This window comes from Wenyingzhuangia gilva, assembly GCF_030519655.1.
Lineage (GTDB): Bacteria > Bacteroidota > Bacteroidia > Flavobacteriales > Flavobacteriaceae > Wenyingzhuangia > Wenyingzhuangia gilva.
Genome location: NZ_JAUMIT010000004.1, coordinates 314,040 through 333,607, shown reverse-complemented (window position 1 = coordinate 333,607; position 19,568 = coordinate 314,040). Strand labels below are relative to the sequence as shown.

Annotated in this window: 17 protein-coding genes; 10 read left to right on the top strand and 7 right to left on the bottom strand. The window is 29.7% G+C overall.

The genetic code is table 11. The annotated features are described in order from the left end of the window. The first annotated feature begins 153 nt into the window (after positions 1-153). From QVZ41_RS10200 to QVZ41_RS10175, 6 genes are all read left to right on the top strand, one after another. Positions 154-996 (top strand): metallophosphoesterase, encoded by an 843-nt coding sequence (locus QVZ41_RS10200; RefSeq protein WP_302884472.1) that lies wholly within the window; start codon positions 154-156, stop codon positions 994-996. 296 nt (positions 997-1,292) lie between these two features. Beyond that, entirely contained in the window at positions 1,293-4,964 is a 3,672-nt protein-coding gene (locus tag QVZ41_RS10195) for a PAS domain S-box protein (protein WP_302884471.1), read from the top strand. A 22-nt stretch (positions 4,965-4,986) separates the two neighbouring features. Beyond that, entirely contained in the window at positions 4,987-5,355 is a 369-nt protein-coding gene (locus QVZ41_RS10190; protein WP_302884470.1) for a response regulator, read from the top strand. 163 nt (positions 5,356-5,518) lie between these two features. After that, positions 5,519-6,457, top strand: a complete 939-nt coding sequence (rlmF, locus tag QVZ41_RS10185) for a 23S rRNA (adenine(1618)-N(6))-methyltransferase RlmF (RefSeq protein WP_302884469.1) — start codon at positions 5,519-5,521, stop codon at positions 6,455-6,457. Positions 6,458-6,522: 65 nt separating this feature from the next. Beyond that, positions 6,523-7,527 (top strand): DHH family phosphoesterase, encoded by a 1,005-nt coding sequence (locus QVZ41_RS10180; protein WP_302884468.1) that lies wholly within the window; start codon positions 6,523-6,525, stop codon positions 7,525-7,527. Positions 7,528-7,565: 38 nt separating this feature from the next. Then, on the top strand, positions 7,566-7,889 hold the full coding sequence (locus QVZ41_RS10175; RefSeq protein WP_302884467.1) for a hypothetical protein: 324 nt from the start codon (positions 7,566-7,568) through the stop codon (positions 7,887-7,889). Positions 7,890-7,962: 73 nt separating this feature from the next. Here the strand turns inward: QVZ41_RS10175 and QVZ41_RS10170 are convergent, their stop codons facing one another. Both QVZ41_RS10170 and QVZ41_RS10165 read right to left on the bottom strand, forming a co-directional pair. Next, a complete protein-coding gene (locus QVZ41_RS10170) occupies positions 7,963-9,030 on the bottom strand; it encodes a methyltransferase (protein ID WP_302884466.1) in 1,068 nt (355 codons plus the stop codon). A gap of 63 nt (positions 9,031-9,093) precedes the next feature. Next, positions 9,094-10,254: a N(5)-(carboxyethyl)ornithine synthase gene (locus QVZ41_RS10165; RefSeq protein ID WP_302884465.1), complete on the bottom strand. Its 1,161-nt coding sequence runs from the start codon at positions 10,252-10,254 to the stop codon at positions 9,094-9,096. Positions 10,255-10,582: 328 nt separating this feature from the next. On the opposite strand from QVZ41_RS10165, the gene QVZ41_RS10160 reads away from it, so the two are divergent. The 4 genes from QVZ41_RS10160 (at position 10,583) to QVZ41_RS10150 (ending at position 14,989) form a co-directional block, all read left to right on the top strand. Then, positions 10,583-11,047, top strand: coding sequence for a YdeI/OmpD-associated family protein (locus QVZ41_RS10160; RefSeq protein ID WP_338140797.1), 465 nt, complete (start codon positions 10,583-10,585; stop codon positions 11,045-11,047). A 54-nt stretch (positions 11,048-11,101) separates the two neighbouring features. Continuing rightward, a complete protein-coding gene (locus QVZ41_RS14555) occupies positions 11,102-11,227 on the top strand; it encodes a CDGSH iron-sulfur domain-containing protein (RefSeq protein WP_338140796.1) in 126 nt (41 codons plus the stop codon). A gap of 107 nt (positions 11,228-11,334) precedes the next feature. Continuing rightward, complete coding sequence (locus QVZ41_RS10155; RefSeq protein WP_302884464.1) at positions 11,335-12,339, top strand: glycoside hydrolase family 43 protein; 1,005 nt, start codon at positions 11,335-11,337, stop codon at positions 12,337-12,339. Between the two features lie 118 nt (positions 12,340-12,457). Next, the gene (locus tag QVZ41_RS10150; RefSeq protein WP_302884463.1) at positions 12,458-14,989 is read left to right on the top strand and encodes a pectinesterase; all 2,532 of its coding nucleotides are present in this window, start codon (positions 12,458-12,460) and stop codon (positions 14,987-14,989) included. Positions 14,990-15,048: 59 nt separating this feature from the next. On the opposite strand, the gene QVZ41_RS10145 is transcribed toward QVZ41_RS10150, so the two are convergent. The 5 genes from QVZ41_RS10145 to QVZ41_RS10125 all read right to left on the bottom strand — a co-directional run bounded on the left by QVZ41_RS10145 (position 15,049) and on the right by QVZ41_RS10125 (position 19,479). Continuing rightward, on the bottom strand, positions 15,049-17,370 hold the full coding sequence (locus QVZ41_RS10145) for a TonB-dependent receptor (RefSeq protein WP_302884462.1): 2,322 nt from the start codon (positions 17,368-17,370) through the stop codon (positions 15,049-15,051). Positions 17,371-17,668: 298 nt separating this feature from the next. Next, on the bottom strand, positions 17,669-18,073 hold the full coding sequence (gene arfB, locus QVZ41_RS10140) for an alternative ribosome rescue aminoacyl-tRNA hydrolase ArfB (RefSeq protein WP_302884461.1): 405 nt from the start codon (positions 18,071-18,073) through the stop codon (positions 17,669-17,671). Between the two features lie 5 nt (positions 18,074-18,078). Beyond that, positions 18,079-18,642 (bottom strand): AAA family ATPase, encoded by a 564-nt coding sequence (locus QVZ41_RS10135; protein WP_302884460.1) that lies wholly within the window; start codon positions 18,640-18,642, stop codon positions 18,079-18,081. Beyond that, positions 18,606-19,235: a nicotinamide riboside transporter PnuC gene (gene pnuC, locus QVZ41_RS10130; protein ID WP_302884459.1), complete on the bottom strand. Its 630-nt coding sequence runs from the start codon at positions 19,233-19,235 to the stop codon at positions 18,606-18,608. The genes QVZ41_RS10135 and pnuC overlap by 37 nt, the downstream gene beginning before the upstream one ends. Next, on the bottom strand, positions 19,219-19,479 hold the full coding sequence (locus QVZ41_RS10125) for a thiamine-binding protein (protein ID WP_302884458.1): 261 nt from the start codon (positions 19,477-19,479) through the stop codon (positions 19,219-19,221). The genes pnuC and QVZ41_RS10125 overlap by 17 nt, the downstream gene beginning before the upstream one ends. Positions 19,480-19,568: the final 89 nt, after the last annotated feature.

The following is a 19,568-nucleotide window of genomic DNA, read 5'->3' as shown; positions in this document are numbered from 1 at the left end:
CTTACAACACCGGCTAAACTTCATGCGAGTTTTGTGCTTACTTCAAAGTTTTGTGTATATTTACTAAGTCGCCAAATCTTGTTGTCTCTAAGCTTCGGGATGGCTTTGTGAAAACCAAATAAAATCAACCTATTTTGAAATAATACAAAAAATTTGAAAAGAAGAAAATTTATAAAAAAAGGAGTTCTTAGTGCTATTGGAATTGGACTTCTTTCAGGGGTTTATTCATGGAAAATTGAACCTTTTTGGCTTGAATTTGTAAAAGTAAAAATGCCTATTAAAAACCTTCCCGAAAACCTAATTGGTAAAACTTTAATGCAAATTAGTGACATTCATGTTGGAAATAGATTTGATTGGAAATATATCATTAAGTCATTTGAAAAAGCTCAAATATTAAATCCGGATATTGTAGTTTATACTGGCGATTTTGTTAGTTATGAAAATCATAAACAATTAGAGCAGTTAACAACTGTTATGAAAAATAGTGTTAATGGAAAATTAGCCACTATAGGAGTATTAGGAAATCACGATTATGGAAAAGATTGGTCTGAAGATGATGTTGCGAATTCTATCGTTGAAATATTAAAATCATCAAATATTGAAATCTTAAGAAATGAACAAAAGAAAGTTCAAGGATTAAATATTATTGGAATTGATGATTATTGGGGTACAAATTTTAATCCTAAAAAAGCACTATCAGAAATAAAAAGTAATGAAGCTAATATTGTTCTATGCCACAATCCTGACGTTTGTGATTTAAATATATGGAAAGATTATAATAGTTGGATACTTTCTGGACATACGCATGGAGGTCAAGTAAAACCTACTTTTTTACACCCTCCAATGTTACCTGTAAAAAATAAAAAATATGCTGCTGGACAAATTGAGTTATCTAACAATAGGACTCTTTATATAAATAGAGCTTTGGGGCACTTATGGCAAGTTAGATTTAATGTAAGACCAGAAATTACGTTGTTTGAATTAAGTAAAGTATAAAAACTAATTACAAAAACAATTAAAATAAAAAGCGAACTCCTCTTCTACTTTTACAATACAAATAACTAATTATTTTAAACAATAAATCACTTTAATAAATCAATAATCTCTTTCTCTTTAATAATTAAAAGAGTTATATTGAGAGCTAATCGGTAAAAAAATATACGTTAACAACAAAAATAACGGTCAACTTCTATTTTATTACTATAAATTAAAAAATAAAAGGCTAATTTTAGGATATAAGATTTTTATAAAAGCATTATTATTAAATCAATATTGAAAAATTAACCAATAAAATGGGAACAAATAAAGTAGCTGGAAATCATACAGAAAGACTTAATGCAATTTTCCAAAGCATTCCCGTGCCTACTTATATATGGGCAAAAAATCACAAAGATTTTGAATTAATTGACATTAACATAGCCGTTTTAAATACCAATGGTAATACTTTTAAAGAGTATCTACATAAAAAAGCTAGTATATTTTATAAAAGTCAACCACAAATTTTATCAGATTTACACAAATGTTTTAAAGAAAAATCTTCTTTTGAAAGTGAAATTAATATTGACAATCCCAAATCTTATAAATCTCAAAAAGTTAAGTTTACTTATATTCAACCAGACACTGTATTAGTACAAACTGAGGAAATTAAAAATGTTACTCAACAAATAACTTCTATTACTAGCGATATAAATCAACAGGCTGCATTTATTAAAAATAGCCCAGCTGCTATTGCAATGTTTAATAAAGAAATGCAATACTTATCTGTTAGTAATAAATGGATTGAAGATTACAAACTATCAGGAAAACAAATAATTGGTAAGTCTCATTATGATGTTTTTCCTGAAATAACACAGGAATGGAAAGACATTCATCAACACTGTTTAAAGGGTAACATCGAAAAAAGAGATGAAGATTCTTTCAAAAGAATTGATGGAAATGTAGATTGGCTTAAATGGGAAGTTAGACCATGGTATACTACTTCACAAGAAATTGGAGGTATTGTTATGCTTACAGAAAACATTACCCATCGTAAAATAGCCGAAGAAAAACTTAAAAAAAGTAAGGCAAGCTTAATTGAGGCACAAAAAGCTGCTAAAACAGGTAGTTGGGAAACAGATTTAACAACATTAAATGTTACGTGGTCTAAAGAAACATTTAATATTTTTGAATTAAACTCTAAATCATTCAAACCTACGCACGAATCTTTTTTAAGTTTTGTTCATCCCGAAGATAAAATCAAAGTAGACAAAGCTTTTGTTGACTCTTTTAATACCGAAAATTACAATTCTATTGAACACAGAATTATAACCTTTAAAGGTAAATTAAAATACGTTGAAGAACGTTGGAAGGTTATTAAAAATATTAACGGAAAACCTAGCCGTGTTTTTGGTACTTGCCAAGATATTACTGAAAGAAAATTAATTGAAGAAGAATTAATTGCCGCAAAAAACAAAATAGAAATAAGCGAAAACAGACTAAAACTTTCTTTAGATGCAGCGCAAATTGGTATTTGGGAATGGAATCTTAAAAACAACTTAATTATTTGGGATGATAGAATGTATGAAATCAATGGAATTGATAAAAACAATACAAAAAACAAATATGATGTTTGGACCAATTCTTTGCATCCTGATGACAAAGAAAAAACTATTAATGATACATTTCAGGCTATCAATGATAAAAAAAGATTAAATACTACATATAGAATTATTAAAGAAAATGGAGAAGTTGCATATATAAAATCTGATTCACTAGTTATAGATGATGCCAATGGAAAACCTATTAAAATGATAGGGATTAACATAAATATTACTCCTCAAAAACAATTAGAAAACAAACTAAACGAATACAAACATTTTTTTCATAATAGCAATGATTTTTTAAATATTTCAAACAAAGAAGGATACTGCGAAGTTGTAAATTCACAAATGATTAAAGTTTTTGGTTATTCAGAAAAAGAGTTTCTAGAAAAACCATATTATGATCTCATCCATCCTGATGATATCATCAATACAAAAATTGAAGTTGACAAACTCTCTTCTGGAGGAATCACAAATAATTTTCAAATCAGACAACGTAAAAAAAATGGTGAATATATATGGATTGAATGGAATGTATTCCCTGATAAAGAAACAGGAAAATTTTATTCTATAGGTCGCGATATTACTGAAAGTAAAAAAACTACAGAATTAATCAATTATCAATTTTACAATGCACCAGATATTATCCTAATTGTAAATAAAAACTTTGAAATTGAAAAAATAAATAGAGGAGGAAAATATACTCCAGAACAATTAGTGGGTATGGATTGTATAGAAGTATTACCTTCTGAAAGTAGAGAAATTGCCAGACAAGCAATTATTAAATGTTTTGAAACTAACGAAAATCAAGAGATTGAGAATACTATAGATACAGGAGGCTGGGTACGTTCTCGTTTTATTCCCATGACTGTTGATGGTGAGACCAACCAAATAATGATTTTTGCAACTGATATATCTATAGAAAAACAAGCAGAAAACAAACTGTTAAAAAGTGAGGAAAGATACAGAACCATTACAGAAAATATAACAGATGCAATTCTACTAATAGACAAAGACCTTAATATTATTTATCATAGTCCAGCAAATAAAAGAATTACCGGTTACTCTGATAAAGATTTTAAGCAAATCCCTTTTCTTAATCTAATTCACGATGAAGATCGAAATAAAACACTTAAAAGTATAAAAAAAGCAATTAGTAAAGTAAATAGTTTTTATACTTTTAAACTACGTTTTCTTCATAAAAAAGGTTATTGGATATGGATTGAAGGAACTGTTATTAATATGAAAAAAAGTAACAATCCTGGTGCAATTGTTTTAAGCTTTAAAGATGTTACCGAACGTATAAAATCTGAGGAAAAACTAGCATTATCTGCATTAATTATTAATTCTTCAGATGATGCCATTATTAGTAATACAAATGATAATTTTATTACATCTTGGAATCATGGAGCTGAAAAAATATTTGGTTATACTGCTGAAGAAATTATGGGGAAATCAGTTTATAAGTTAATTCCAAATAGTTTTTATTATGAGGAAGATTTACTCTCTGAAAACATAAAACTTGGGCAACCTGTAGATCATTTTGAAACGCTAAGAGTAAAAAAAGATGGTACTATTTTTAACGTATCATTAACCATCTCTCCTATTTTTGATGAATTTGGAAAAATTATAGGAGCTTCTAAAATTATAAGAGATATTACCTCTAGAAAAAAACTAGAACGAGAACGAAAAGAAATAATTGATGATTTGGTACAAAGAAATAGAGATTTAGAACAGTTTTCGTACATTGTCTCTCATAACCTTCGTGCTCCAGTAGCTAATATTATTGGAATTACTAGTTTATTAGAACACTCAAAATTAATTTCAAAAGACAATGAATTGTTATTAGGTTTAAGTAAATCCGTTCATGGATTAGATGTTGTCATTAAAGATCTAAACCAAATACTACAAATGAAAAGAGAAATTAATGAAAATAAAGATTTAACTAATTTCTCTGAAATATTATCAAAAATTAAATTGAGTATCGCTAATTTAATTTCACAAGAAAATGTTACTTTCATGGTGGATTTTTCATCAAAAGAAGAATTCTTTACTATCAAAAGTTATTTATATAGTATATTTTACAATTTAATTAATAATAGTATTAAATATAAACATCCAGATAGAGATCCAATCATCGAAATAAAAAGTAATTTAAATGAAGTTGGATTTGAAATTATTTATAAAGACAACGGACTTGGAATAGACTTAGAAAAAAAAGGAGCACAAGTTTTTGGACTCTATAAAAGATTTCATTTTCACACAGACGGTAAAGGAATGGGATTATACATGGTGAAAACACAAGTAGAAGCATTAGGTGGACAGATTTCTATAAAGAGTGAAGTTAATATAGGAACAGAGTTCAAAATAGAATTTAAAAATTAAAAAATCAACACGAGTAATGAATATGTCATTTATATTAATTGATGATGATAACATTAGTAATTTTATTAATGAAAGAATGATCCGCATAGAATATCCGGATGCAGAAGTGGTTCCTTATACAAATCCTATAAAAGGTCTTGAATTTATATCAACTCATTTAACAAAAAAATATTTTCTATTTCTTGATATCAACATGCCAGAAATGACTGGCTGGGAGTTTATTGAGCAAATAAATCAAGCTGATATAAATGTTAAAGAAAATTTACAAATCTACATGCTTTCTTCCTCAGTAGAACCCTCTGACTTAGAAAGAGTAAAAAACTATGACAATATTGTTGGTTTTATAGAAAAACCTTTAAACTCTAAATTTCTTGTATCACTTAAAAATTAGAATGATAACATCTTAAAAACAAATTATTTCCTTAACAATACAAAACTTTAGTTCTGCCCTACATCACAACTAACTGCAATGCTTTGTGTATCTTTGCCAACAACTAAAAACTTTTAAGTTTGTTTACTAGTTGAGTAACACAATCTTTTCGAAATAAAAAATCATGTCTAAAGGGAAACCGAAACCTATTAAAAATAAAATTCATTCTCGTAATAGAAACAAAGAACGATATGATTTAAAAGCTTTGATCAGTATCAATCCCGAATTAAAGAACTACATCAAACCTAATATTAAAGGAGAAGACACCATAGATTTTACAAATCCAATGGCTATAAAAGCCCTTAATAAATCCTTATTACATTACTATTATGGTATAGAAAACTGGACTTTTTCTGATGATTATTTATGTCCTTCCATACCTAATAAAGCAGATTATATTCACCACATGGCGGATTTATTGATGGAAAGTAATTTTGGGAATTTACCTTTGGGAAATAACATCACCTGTTATGATATTGGAATGGGTGCTACGTGTATTTATCCCATGATTGGAGTTACAGAATACGATTGGAATTTTATAGGTTCTGACATTGATGAAAACGCGATTATTTCTGCTCAATCAATCATTAGTAAAAACGAATCTTTAAAAAATAAAATTGTTTGTAGATTACAAGGAACTCCTAAAGACTTTTTTTACGGAATTATAGACAAAGAGGAAAAAGTAGACTTTTCCATTTGCAATCCTCCTTTATATGCTTCTTTAGAAGATGCTAAAAAAGGAACACAGAAAAAAAATGCACCATACAGCGCTTCCGAAATTAAAGAGGAACTTATTTACGATGGTGGAGAAACCGGTTTTTTACAGAAATATGTAAAAGAAAGTAAAAAGTTTGCTGAAAACTGCTTTTGGTTTTCGGCCTTGGTTAGCAAACAATCTAACCAAAAAGGAATGGTAGAATTCTTAGAAGAATTAGGAGCCACACAAACAAAAGTGATCCCAATGGGAATTGGAAACAAATCAAGTCAAATTATTGCTTGGACTTTTCTTACCAAAGAAGCACAAATCGCTTGGAAAAAATTAAGATGGACAATTAAAAAGTAATTTCCTCTTCATAATAATCGTAATTTTACAAACTCTTAAAAAAGAGCATTTTATCCAAACACCACATGAATATTTATCAACAAATTGAAGCAGAAATACAAGCTGCTTCTCATATAGTAATTACTGCCCACAAATCTGCCGATGGGGATTCTATAGGATCTTCTTTAGGTTTGTTACATTTTATAGAAAAACTAGGAAAATCAGCAATTATTTGTCACCCAGATAAAGCTCCTGATTTTTTATATTGGTTAGATACTTCTTTAATTTTATTGATGGAAGAAACTCCAGAAAAAGTAACCAATGCTTTTGAACAAGCTGATTTAATTTTCTGTTTAGATTATAATGCAACCAATCGTGTTGGACCAGAAATGCAAGTATTGTTGGAACAAGCTACTTGTAAAAAAATCATGATTGATCATCATTTAAATCCTGAAGAATTTCCTTTCTTAACTGTTTCAGAAACATCGGTATGCTCTACCTCACAACTCATTGTAGAATTGATAGAACAATCTGGACATGGTGATTTGCTGGATGAAAAAATTGGAACTCCTTTATACTTAGGAATTTTAACAGACACCGGTAGTTTTAGATTCAATTCCGTACAACCAAGAACTCATGAAATTTTAGCTAAAATATTAGCCACTGGAGTGGAACATCACCTTATTCATGAAAAGTTAAACGACAACAATACAGAAAGTAGATTGCGTTTACAAGGATATGCCATGAGCGAAAAATTAGAGATTTTGTATGACTATCATGTAGCAATTATTTCATTATCTAAAGAAGAGTTGGCCAAATACAATTATAAAAAAGGAGATACCGATAGTTTGGCTAATTTGATATTATCTATCAAAGGAATGAAAGCTGCCATTGTATTTACCGAAAGAGATGGAATCATGAAAATATCTTTCCGATCTAAAGGAGCAGAAAATCCTGTAAATGTTTTGGCTACAGAACACTTTAATGGTGGTGGACATGCGAATGCTTCTGGTGGAATGAGTGACTTAACTGTGACTGAAACATTAAATAAACTAAAGGAATTAATTCCTCAATATTTTCCAAAAGACTAACAAGACTAGCGAATAGCTACTAAAAAACAAATAAAATTATGACACAAAAAGAATTTTTAGCCGAAAACGTATACAATACACAACCTACTTATACCGTAGAAAATGATCCTGATACTTTATATTTTTCTGAAGAAGGTTTTTCTGAAATTTTAAATAAAGCGGAACATTACGGAGTTTCTATTTATGATATCAAATCATCTTTAGACGGAGTTGCTGGAGCTTCTGCACATCACGAAACTTTTAAGAAAAAAGCAACAGATCCTACTTGGTACAAAGGCGTTTTTAAAACCTTAAAAAACAAACAAAAAGGATTTTTATATGCTGCTACTTATAAAGTTTCTAAAAAATTATTAAGTAGATAAGTTTAAAACAGAATCAAACTAAAACTCCCTTTGTGATGATCGCAAAGGGAGTTTTTAATAGATAACTATTATTTTATTGATTCGTCAACACCCATAATTCAACTTCTTCGGCAGCACGCCAATGTTGTTCTCTTTTGGTTTTATCAGAAGCATTTTTTACAGATTTTTTAAAACATTTCTCTAATTGAAACCTATCTCCTTCTGCCAATTCTTTTTCTATAGGATGCTCCTCTGTAACTCCAGTGATTTGTGCCAAATTTGAAAAGATGACAAGTAACTTTCCATCTGGCAACAATCTTTTTTTAGCTGCTTCAAAAAACTCAGGAAATAACTTTTGGTTATAATAAATCGCTTCATCAAGATTGTTAACGTCATCAGATTCTGGTAACCAAGGCGGATTAAAAACAATTAATTCTGTTTGAATTCCCCATTTTCCAAAAAGAGATCCTGAATCTAATTCTAGTTTCCTAGACAGTTTTGTGTTTCCCATAAATTCCTTCAGTCCAACAATAGCATTAGGATTGCTGTCTGTGGCAAAAACTTTTTGAAAACCGTGTTTAACCATTAAAAATGAAAGCACCCCACTCCCTACTCCAACATCAATAGCAGATTTTTTAGCTCCATTATAACGATGCAACCAATTATCAAAAAGGGTTAAATGATCAAAACGAGTGGGAAAATAAGTTCCATAATAAGGATGTATTTTATTTCTTAATACAGGAATGGTAATTCCATTAACATACCATTGCCAAGCACTATTTAATCCTTGAACTTGTGGAAAAGTCAATAAAAAATTTTCGGTATCAGGATACATTTTTTTTAACCAACCAATCGTTGGAGATTTTTTAACAATCAATTGATTTGCTACAATTTCTATCAACACTAAATTTGATAATTTATGATATTCTGCTCTATATGCTCGTTGTTCTAAAAAAGTTTCGTTAGGTAACTTTTTTGATAAGTACACATGCAACTCCTTAAGAAGCAACAATCCATTGCTATAAAAAGCTGTAATTAATACTGGTTTTCCTGCTTCTAAATCTTTAATCGTACGTCTTACATCGGTAGCAGCATTAAACATCCCTAATCGTTTTCCAGATACTATAGGTTCTGGTTTGTTTACATTTATATCTGTAATCATTGATAATATTTTGTGTGTATAAAGCATTTTACAAACGCTTTTAAATGGATAGTATTGATGAATTTATAGAGCCATCTTTAACTCTTTAACTTGATGTGGATAAGTAATATCTCGGTTTTGAAACCTAAGAATATTGTCTTTTACAATAACACCTTTGTTGATGTTTATAGCATTTTTAATAGTCTTGTTATCATCCCAACTTGTTCTACCAGATATTACGGTAGGCAAATGGGTTATTAACGCTGCTGAAATAGATCTAGAAGCGCTTTCCCAAAAATAACTTGGAGTGTGATCAACGGCATAATAATCAATTTGATCTATAGAAATTAGTGGATTTTTAAACGTAGTCGGCTTGGCAAAATAAAAACCCATTCCTTCATCACAACTTACATCAATAATTAAAGTTCCTGGTTTTAAACTCTCTTTTTCTGCTTCCAGAACATAATCAATAGGATCATCCGTATCTTGATAAGTTCCGTTAACAATAATTTCAGATTCGTGAATCAAATCTAACAAAGGACGTTCAGAACCATCATGTTCCACCACAATCAACCTTGGTTCATCTTTATTACCTTTTCTTAGTCTTGCATAATTTACATCTAAAACCTCTTCTCTTACCTCGTGATCGGGTCTTTGTATACAAATGGTAATATCTCTAAATCCATGAGCTTTTAAAGCATAAATAGCTCCTCTACTCACAGCTCCAAAACTAAAAATGATGACTTTTCTTTGATTTCCATAATGTCCATCAATTCCTTTTAACTGAAGTGCATGTATCACCGCAGAATAACCAGCCATTTCATTGTTTTTATAAAAAGTATGTCTTCCCATTTGTCCGCTAGGATGCCAAACATACATATCTTCAAAAGCAATTAAGGTTAGTTTTTTATCAATAGCCGTTTGGGTAATTTGTATTTGCTGAGCACAATGAGGATATCCCCAAATAATTCCATCCTCTTTAATTTCTTTTAAATCTGATAAAATAGGTTTTGCAATAATCACAGAACCAATGTCTGATAGCAATTCACTTCTTGAGGCAACTCCTCCCGTTAAATTGCTAATTTCTTCATCACTGATGTTAAATGGTTTTCCATAGCCTTCTTCAAAAATTAATTGTTTACGAATATTTTCAGGTAGTCTATGTAAGTGCTCTGGATGAATAGGTACACGTCTTTCATCCTCTTTTTTAGAAGTTCCAATAACTCCCATTTTTAATAAATTCATGTTTATTGCTTTGAAACGGATTGCAGACTAATGAGATTAGCAAGGCGTAAGATTAAAAAATCACTACTAAATAGTTACAATCCTAGCAATCAGTCATTAGTTTGGCTACTAGTGTTTCATCAATCAAAATAAGGGTTTATAAGTAAAACCTTAACAGTTCGCTATAAGAATTGCGAAGAGATGATAAATATCAACAGATAAATACGTTAGTAAAGATACGTTAATTAAACCTTATTAAGAGTCCTGCTAAAAAATAATATACAGCAATAAAAATAATGAGATAGGTTCTCTATATTAGAGATGTTATATGATTAAAAAACATTAAAACATGAATCCTAAAGTAGATGAATATTTAGATAAACTAAAAAATTGGCAAGAAGAATTGGTATTGTTAAGAGCCATTCTTTTAGACTGCATGCTTACCGAAGAAATAAAATGGAGAGTTCCGTGTTATACTTTTAACAACAAGAATGTTTTGATACTAGCTAACTTTAAGGATTACTGTGCTATTAGTTTTTTAAAAGGAACTTTGTTAAAAGACACTGAAAATATTTTGGTTTCACCTGGAGAAAACTCACGATCTGTAAAATATCTAAAATTTACCAAAAGTCAAGAAGTTCAAAAATTAACACCTATAATTAAAGCCTATGTTTATGAAGCTATTGAAGTGGAAAAAGCTGGATTAAAAGTAGACCTTAAAAAAAGTACCGATCTAGATTTGGTTGAAGAGTTAATTGATAAAATGAATCAAGATTCGACATTCCAAAAGGCATTTAACGCTTTAACTCCTTGACGAAAAAGAGCTTATAATATATTTTTCTCTACAGCCAAACAACCTAAAACACGAATGTCAAGAATTGAGAAATACAAAGAACGAATTCTTAATGGTAAAGGTATGAATGACTGTGTATGTAACTTATCTAAAAAAATGCCTAATTGTGATGGATCTCATAAATACATAAATAAAAGATAATACTTTTACTCTCTTTTATTATAAAAATTGATAAACCAAAAACAAATCTTAAAAACAAATTTATATTTGTTTTTTAATATATTTACTAAAGTTTTAAATTAACAAACATGAAATTTCTTAGAATATTTTGGCTGCTTAGTGTAGTATTATTGATTTCAAATCATGGTTATTCACAAGACCAAAAATACAACAACCCTATTGCCGAAAAACGTGCAGATCCTTGGGTATTTAAAACAGATGATGGTATTTATTACCTAATTGCCACTGTTCCAGATTATGATAAAATTGTAATCAGAAAAGCAACTACAATTAATGGGTTAAAAGATGCCGAAGAAAAAACCGTTTGGGTAAAACATAAAAAAGGGGTGATGGGACATCATATTTGGGCTCCTGAATTACACAAAATTGACGGAAAATGGTACATCTATTTTGCTGCAGGAGAAGCAGAAAATGTTTGGAATATAAGAATGTGGGTACTATCTAACTCCTCTGAGAACCCTATGGAAGGAAAATGGAAAGAAGAAGGACAAATTAAAACAGAAATAGAATCTTTTTCTTTAGATGCTACCACTTTTGAACACAAAGGAAAAAGATATTTAATCTGGGCACAAAATGTGAATAAAGGAGCCCACGGAACTTCATTAGTAATCTCTGAAATGGAAAACCCTACAACATTAAAGGGTAAAGAAATAGTAATTACCAACCCAGACTTTAGTTGGGAAAGAATTAAATATAATGTTAATGAAGGTCCTGCTGTTATCAAGAAAAATGGAAAAATATTTGTAACCTATTCTGCCAGCGCTACCAATGATAATTATGCCGTAGGGCTTTTATGGATTGATGAAAATACTGATTTGTTAAATGTTAACAATTGGCACAAATCTCCAGCTCCTGTATTTTATTCAAATGCAGATGTAAAAAGATATGGTCCAGGTCATAATTCATTTACAACTTCTGAAGATGGAAAAACTGATATTATGATTTATCATGCAAGAGATTATAGAGAAATTGAAGGAGCTGAATTATCGGACCCAAATCGCGCTACACGAGCAAGAGTTGTAAAGTGGTCTGAAAATGGTTTTCCTGACTTTATGCAAAAGCAAGGAGATTAATTTTTTTTTAAAATATTCTAATAAAAAGTGTGATGTATTTAATTTACATCACACTTTTCTTTTTTATGAGTACCATAAAATCTTTTATCTTTAAAACTTATCAATAAAAATTATGGTGATGAAAAATTACGTTCTTCTGGTTTCTTTCTTGTGTTTAACTCTTATTGGTTTTTCACAACAAAAAAAATACAAATCATTAGATCTAAAAAATCCTATAGAATTTAAAGGAGATTATATTATTTATCAACAAGACACAATTTTTTTAAGTCCAACTTCTTTTTTTATTGATGGGCAATTAACAGATGAGCAAGCCAAAAAATATCCTTTTGTATATAACTCAATTAACAAAGCGGTTAAATATTTAAAAAAAGGGACAGAAACAAACCCTATGGTTTTACACATTGCCCCTTATGTTTACTGGATAGACAATCCTGATGACCCTAAAATAAGAGTTCCAAAAACAGGAAGTATTCCTTTTGGATTAGAAATACAGTGCGATTGGCTAACTTTTAATGGTTTAACCAAAAATGCTAAAAATGTAGTTTTGGCCTGTAACAGAGGGCAAACCATTGGAGCAAAAGGTAATTTTACCATGCTGCACATTGATGGAGAAGGAACTTCTTCTAAAAATATTACATTTGGTAACTATTGCAATGTTGATTTGGTTTATCCTTTAAAACCGAGCTTAAACAAAAAGAAAAGAGCAACAGCCATTGTACAAGCCCAATTAATTATTTGTAATGGCGATAAAATTACCGCTACCAATACTCGTTTTATTAGTCGATTAAACCTATGCCCTTTTGTAGGTGGAAAAAGAGTGTTTTTTAACCAATGTCATTTTGAATCTACCGATGATGCACTTTGTGGAACTGCCGTATATAAGGATTGTACGTTTACATTTTTTAGTTCTAAACCTTTTTATCAGACTATAGGAACTGGCGTGGTGTTTTTAAATTGTGACATTACAAGTTACACCAACCAAACACAATATTTTACCAAAGCGAACGGACAAGTTGCTTTAATAGACACAAGAATTGTTGGAGAAAAATTACAAAATATTGCTTGGAGAGATGTAGCAAACATTCCTATCAAAAATTATCAACATCGTGTTACTTTAAACGGAAAGCGTGTTTTGGTTAACCAAATAAATCCAGAAAACACCATTGATATTAATGATGAAAGATTGCTGAACACCTATAAATTTAGCTATCAAGGAAAAACAATTTATAACACTTATAACCTTTTAAAAGGAAAAGATGGTTGGGATCCAGAAGGTATTAAACCTTTAGTTATGAAAGCTGAAAAAGCAAAAAAACAATTATTAACAAATCTTCCTGTTCAACTAATCACACTGCCTAACAAAAAAACTATAGAGACCAACAAAGATAGTATCATATTAAAGGCTTCCTTATATAAATTTGGAAATGTATTGGTTAAAAATCCTGATGAAATTACTTGGAGTGTATCTGCAAGTGATGAAAATTTTGTACAACTAATTCCTGGTAAAAAAGGACATTCTTGCGTAGTAATTCCAACCAACGATACTAATTTCAGCAAAAAAATCATCATTTCTTCTAAGACAAAAACAGGATTAGAGGCAGCCTCTGTTATTATTGTAAAACCATCAAAATTAAAAGCTCCTATTTTTTATAAGAAACCTACTATTAATCAAATGGGAAATGAAAGCTTAAAAGTTCATTATACTTTTAAAGATTTTAAATTTAAAGATGAATCCATTATTACCTGGTATAAATCAAAAGATAAAAAAGGAACTCATAAAATAAAAATTGGCGTTTCTAGATTGAATAATCCTATGGTACAATATTCATTATCTTATGCAGATATTGGATATTATATATCTGTTACAATTGCTCCAAAACATCAACGTTCCGATGCTGGCGAGGAATACATCACTTTTTTTAATAACAAAATTAATACTACAGACGTAAAAACAAATCCTAATATTTTTGAAACTGATTTTAAAAATATACCTGTAGAAAATCAAACAGAAATAATTCCTGGTACATGGACATTTACTCCATTAAAATCTGACAAAGAAGTAAACCGAAAAAAAGAAGGATGGATATATGCAGAAGGAAGTCAAGGTTCTTCAAGTAAGTTTGGCTTGTTACAAAACGGACGAGCTGCCAGCATGAATTATACGCCTGTAAATAACAATATAAAAGACATCAAATTAAGCTTAATTGTTTCTCCCTACAAAACAGCAGGACAAGGATTTAGTGTGGCTCCACTCTATATGGATGTAGTTATTAATTTTGATCCTAAAACAAAAACAGGTTATGGATTGCGTTTTATTAGAACAACTAAATATGGAAATGCCGTAGATTGCTATTTTGTAAAATACCATCAGAATAAAACCACCGCTATTTCTGAACCAGTATCTACAAGTTGTTTTAGATCTCCTTGTGAAATTACTTTATCTTTAAAAGGGTATACATTAAGTGCATCTGCTACTACCAAAGCTAGTTATAATGAAGATAACTATCCAAATGAAGTAATCCCTAAAGCAGCTATTCAAACGACAATTGAACCTTTTCATTTTACAAGTTTTGGAATTGAATATCACGGAGGCTCTACTACCATGATTGATTATTTTAAAGCGGAGGCAAACAACATCAATCTTAAATAATCCATACAAAAAATCCCATCAACATAAGTTGATGGGATTTTTTTAGTTTAAAACATTTCTTAAAACTTTAAAGTAACTCCTACTAAAAAGTTTCTAGTGGCTTGTGGATAATATCCTTGAACTTCAAAAGAAGTTGGACCAGACCAATTATCTAAGTAAGTATAACCTCTATCTACATATTCTTTATCAAAAACATTATTAATCAACCCAGTAAATAAAACTGATTCAAAAATTGACTTTGTTTTCAGTTCATACACCAAATTTAAATCACTTGTAAAGTAATCCTCTAACTTAGAAGCCTTAGTATCTGTATTACTCAAATATTGTTCACCAACATATTTAGATAATAAAGAAATTTGAAATGAAGCAATTGGCTGATATACAAAAGCATTTCCTGCAACAACATTTGGAGAAAAAGCAATATTTGTAGTTCCTATATTTGTAATGATATTATCTCTATCAAGAATAAAGTTTTTAATTTTATTGGTGCTTAAAGCAATATTTGGACGTAAATAAATCTGAGGAGTTAATTCAATATCTGCATCTATTTCAATACCTAAACGATAACTATTATCTACATTTTTTCTTTTATAATTACCTGTACCATCAAGACCTCCTGTTAAAATTAACTGATCTTTATACTGCATAAAATAGATATTACTATTCAATTTAATTTTGTCATCATTCAAACGCCATCCCAATTCATAATCATTTAGTTTTTCGTGTTTTACATTATTATTTGACTCAAAATCATTTCTGTTAGGCTCTCTATTAGCTCTAGCATATGAAACATACAAACTATTATTCGCATTCATTTTATATGTTAACCCAACTTTTGGATTAAAAAATTTATAGTTTTTATTAACATCTATTGGAATAATATCAGAAGTAATTCCTTTGGTTTTGTAACCTACAAAACGACCTTGTAAATCTATATAACTAGATAACTTTTCTGTTAAACTTAAAGTTGTTTTAGCAAATACTGAAAAATCTGATTTTTTTGCATCTGAAAAATAATAACGATCTCTAATGTTTGTGTTAGCGGCCAAATCACTACCCCAAATAACTTCTCCAAAATGATCTCCTGTGTAATTAGAGTAAGAAATTCCTGTAATAAAATCTACTCCTTCAACCTTATAATTGGTACTAAAGTTAGCTACATAAAAATCATTATCTAACCAACGTCTAACAATCAAATCACTACCATCAATAATTAAATTATTAAATTCTTGCGCATCTTTGTCTGCTTTATATTGTTCAAAAAAACCAGCACCTTTGGTATAATTCAACCCCAAATTTGTTGACCAATTTTGATTTAACTTTTCATTCCAATGCAATTGATAATGAGTTTGAGTATAATCATCCACTTCATTATCATAAGTATAAGGGTTTTGCCTTCTATCTTCCTTTAACTCCTCAGCTGTCAACCCATACCATGCTTGGTATGTTTTTTCTTTTCCACCAAAAGTAATGGCTTTGATTAGCGTATTTTCATCCGTATAACTGGCTTGTAAATAAAAAGATTTTAAATCTGTATATGCTCTATCAACATAACCATCTGAATAAATATTAGACAAACGTCCTGCAATTTCTATATGATCGTTTAATTTTCCTGTGCTGAATTTTACCGTATGTTTTCTAGTATTATAAGAACCAAAAGAATTTGATATTTCACCTGAAGCCTCTTCTGAAACAGCATCTGTTAAAATATTAATGCTGGCTCCAAAAGCACCAGATCCATTGGTTGATGTTCCTACTCCACGCTGAATTTGTAAATTCTGAGTAGAAGAGGCAAAATCTCCTAAATTCACCCAAAAACTTCCTTGACTTTCAGCATCATTATATGGAATACCATTGACTGTAACATTGATACGTGTAGCATCAGAACCACGAATATTCATATAGGTATACCCTACTCCAGCCCCTGCATCTGATGAAGAAACCACCGATGGTGTGTATTTTAACAATATGGGAATATCTTGTCCCAAATTACGTTTTTCTAATTCCTTTTTAGAAATGTTAGAAAACGTTACTGGCACATCAGAATTTGCCCTAACTGCTGATACCAAAACTTCTTCTAATACGGTTGAATTTGGTTCTAATTTGAATGAAACAAAAGTGTTTTTAGATAACTTGATATCTTTAGAAACGGTGTTGTACCCTAAATAAGAAACTTGAAGAGTATAATCTCCATTAGATAATTGAACACTAAATTCTCCATTTATATCTGTTAACCCTCCTTTAGTCGTATCTAAAACTAAAACCGTGGCTCCTAATAAAGCTTCATTGTTTTGGTTGGTAACACTTCCTGAGAGTGTAAATTTTTGGGCGTTTGCAAAAATACTTGCAAACAAGAATAAAAAAATAGATATTTTTTTCATTTTAAAAATTTTAAAACGAATAAAAAGAGGTCATTATTCCTGTAGTTATTTTGAATAATTTTTTGTGAATATCATTATTAATGACATTCTTTTTCCCTAAACAGCATTGCCTGTTCTAGGTTCTTTGGGTATGATCTCAGCCATTATTTAGTTCAAAATTTTACAGTTTAAAATTCAAGCTTTAACAACCTAAATTCAACACGCTAAAACAAATAAACTATAATTAGCACCCCTTTATGAGAACGCTGCAAAAATACGCTGTATTTTATGAACTAAAAACCTAAAAGTGAATTATTATTTAATCGTGATTTGGCTTTTTTCTTAAGTTTTTCTTTTCAGCATTACGCTGTTTACCCTCTTTTCTTTTTTGAATAGCAGATTTACTAGGTTTTGTAGGTCTTCTCTTTTTAGGACGAATTAAATTTTGAGTTAATAGTTCCAAAAACTTTTTAATAATAAGGTCTTTATTTTTATGCTGAGACCTACTTTCATCACAAAACAATACAAGCTGATTTTCTTTGGTTAGCTTAGAGGATAATTTTTCTATCAATAATTCTTTTTCTCTGTCTGAAAGTGCATAAGAGTTTTGTAAATCAAAAGTCAATTCAACTTTAGAAGAAACCTTGTTTACATGCTGTCCTCCTGCCCCAGAACTTCTGATAGCTTTAAAATTTAGCTCTTTTACAATTTCTTCTTTGTTCATATCCTTTACTTTTTTAACAACCTATCTATTACTTGTATTGCATTTTTTAATCGTGTTTCCTTATCACCTTTCATTACAACATAAGGTTTTTGATATTTTTTTAAAGTATTTTCAAAAGCCAAAAACATTTCTTCAGCTTGTTCCGGTCTATCTCTTAAATCATCAGCCTCCCAAGGAACATCAATATAAGTTAATAAATACAAATCATACTGATTCTCTATAGCTGCATTTTTAACATATTCATCTACAAAACCATTATAATAGGCTTCTGAATATACCTTGGTTTCAAGTAAATCTGTATCACAAATCAAAATTTTATTTGCTGTTTTAGCCAAAGTATTTTCTAATTTCATTTGACCAATAGCAATAGGAACTATATCTTTTATTTCGCAAACTTTATGCTCTTTATCCCATTTTTCTTGTAAATAATTTCTAGAAAATTCGGGTACCCAAACTGTTTTATAATATTCCGCCAACTGACGAGAAAGGGTCGTTTTACCAGTTGATTCTGGTCCAAACAGCACAACTTTAATTAAATTACTGGGGTCTTGTCTAAGCTTTTTTTCCATGCTAAATAACCTTGTACGGCTAGTATTGTAAAAATAAGATATTGTAAGGATAACATTCCTAAACCTCTGTAAGCATAAAGAGGAACTGTAATTAAATCAGCAAAAATCCACAAGGTCCAATTTTCTATTTTTTTCTTGGCCATATACCACATTCCAGTAAAGAAAATTCCAGAAGTAAAAATATCTATATAATTCTCTGGTTTAATTTGATATCCAAAATATTCATACACTTCATAGGTAATAACCATAGTTATGATTACTAGTAAAACTCCTATTATTTTTTCTAAAAAAGTAGTTCTAGAAATGGGAATTACTTTTTTGTTATCTTTCTTTCTAGACCAGTTCCACCATCCATAAATACTCATGACAGAATAGTAAAAATTCATCATCATATCTCCAAAATACTGAGCTTTATAAAGCAAATAAGCAGTAATAACTGTAGCTACCAAACCCACAGGATACACCAATATGTTCTCTTTTTTAGAATACACCACACTGGCTATTCCAAACACAAAGGCAATGGCTTCTAAAACAATGTCTACAACAGGAGTATGTTCGTAGGCACTAAAAAAAAATTTAAAAATGTGGTTCATAATTACTTCTATCAGACTTTACCATTTTTAAATTTACCACTACATTTTCTTGATCTTCAAATGATTTTTTTATCTCTTCTGTTAAGAACGGCATCACTTTATCATAATCTCCATAGACCTGAGTACTCATTGGGTTTTCTAACACTGTAAATTCTGAGGCTCTTAATCTTTTGATAAAATTGATAATGTGTTCTTCAAAATTGTTATGTAAGGGTAATAAAGTTAATTCTATTGAAACTTTCATATTTATTCATTATTAGAGGGGTAAAAATAGGCATCATTTTTTTAGTGGATTAAAAAATATACATAGAATTTAAAATTACTATCAACAAT

Excerpts from the sequence above, each read along its gene's own strand:
- QVZ41_RS10195 (WP_302884471.1), top strand. The coding sequence starts at position 1,293 with ATGGGAACAAATAAAGTAGCTGGAAATCATACAGAAAGACTTAATGCA.
- QVZ41_RS10190 (WP_302884470.1), top strand. The coding sequence starts at position 4,987 with ATGTCATTTATATTAATTGATGATGATAACATTAGTAATTTTATTAAT.
- rlmF (WP_302884469.1), top strand. The coding sequence starts at position 5,519 with ATGTCTAAAGGGAAACCGAAACCTATTAAAAATAAAATTCATTCTCGT.
- QVZ41_RS10180 (WP_302884468.1), top strand. The coding sequence starts at position 6,523 with ATGAATATTTATCAACAAATTGAAGCAGAAATACAAGCTGCTTCTCAT.
- QVZ41_RS10175 (WP_302884467.1), top strand. The coding sequence starts at position 7,566 with ATGACACAAAAAGAATTTTTAGCCGAAAACGTATACAATACACAACCT.
- QVZ41_RS10170 (WP_302884466.1), bottom strand. The coding sequence starts at position 9,030 with ATGATTACAGATATAAATGTAAACAAACCAGAACCTATAGTATCTGGA.
- QVZ41_RS10165 (WP_302884465.1), bottom strand. The coding sequence starts at position 10,254 with ATGAATTTATTAAAAATGGGAGTTATTGGAACTTCTAAAAAAGAGGAT.
- QVZ41_RS10160 (WP_338140797.1), top strand. The coding sequence starts at position 10,583 with ATGAATCCTAAAGTAGATGAATATTTAGATAAACTAAAAAATTGGCAA.
- QVZ41_RS14555 (WP_338140796.1), top strand. The coding sequence starts at position 11,102 with ATGTCAAGAATTGAGAAATACAAAGAACGAATTCTTAATGGTAAAGGT.
- QVZ41_RS10155 (WP_302884464.1), top strand. The coding sequence starts at position 11,335 with ATGAAATTTCTTAGAATATTTTGGCTGCTTAGTGTAGTATTATTGATT.
- QVZ41_RS10150 (WP_302884463.1), top strand. The coding sequence starts at position 12,458 with ATGAAAAATTACGTTCTTCTGGTTTCTTTCTTGTGTTTAACTCTTATT.
- QVZ41_RS10145 (WP_302884462.1), bottom strand. The coding sequence starts at position 17,370 with ATGAAAAAAATATCTATTTTTTTATTCTTGTTTGCAAGTATTTTTGCA.
- arfB (WP_302884461.1), bottom strand. The coding sequence starts at position 18,073 with ATGAACAAAGAAGAAATTGTAAAAGAGCTAAATTTTAAAGCTATCAGA.
- QVZ41_RS10135 (WP_302884460.1), bottom strand. The coding sequence starts at position 18,642 with ATGGAAAAAAAGCTTAGACAAGACCCCAGTAATTTAATTAAAGTTGTG.
- pnuC (WP_302884459.1), bottom strand. The coding sequence starts at position 19,235 with ATGAACCACATTTTTAAATTTTTTTTTAGTGCCTACGAACATACTCCT.
- QVZ41_RS10125 (WP_302884458.1), bottom strand. The coding sequence starts at position 19,479 with ATGAAAGTTTCAATAGAATTAACTTTATTACCCTTACATAACAATTTT.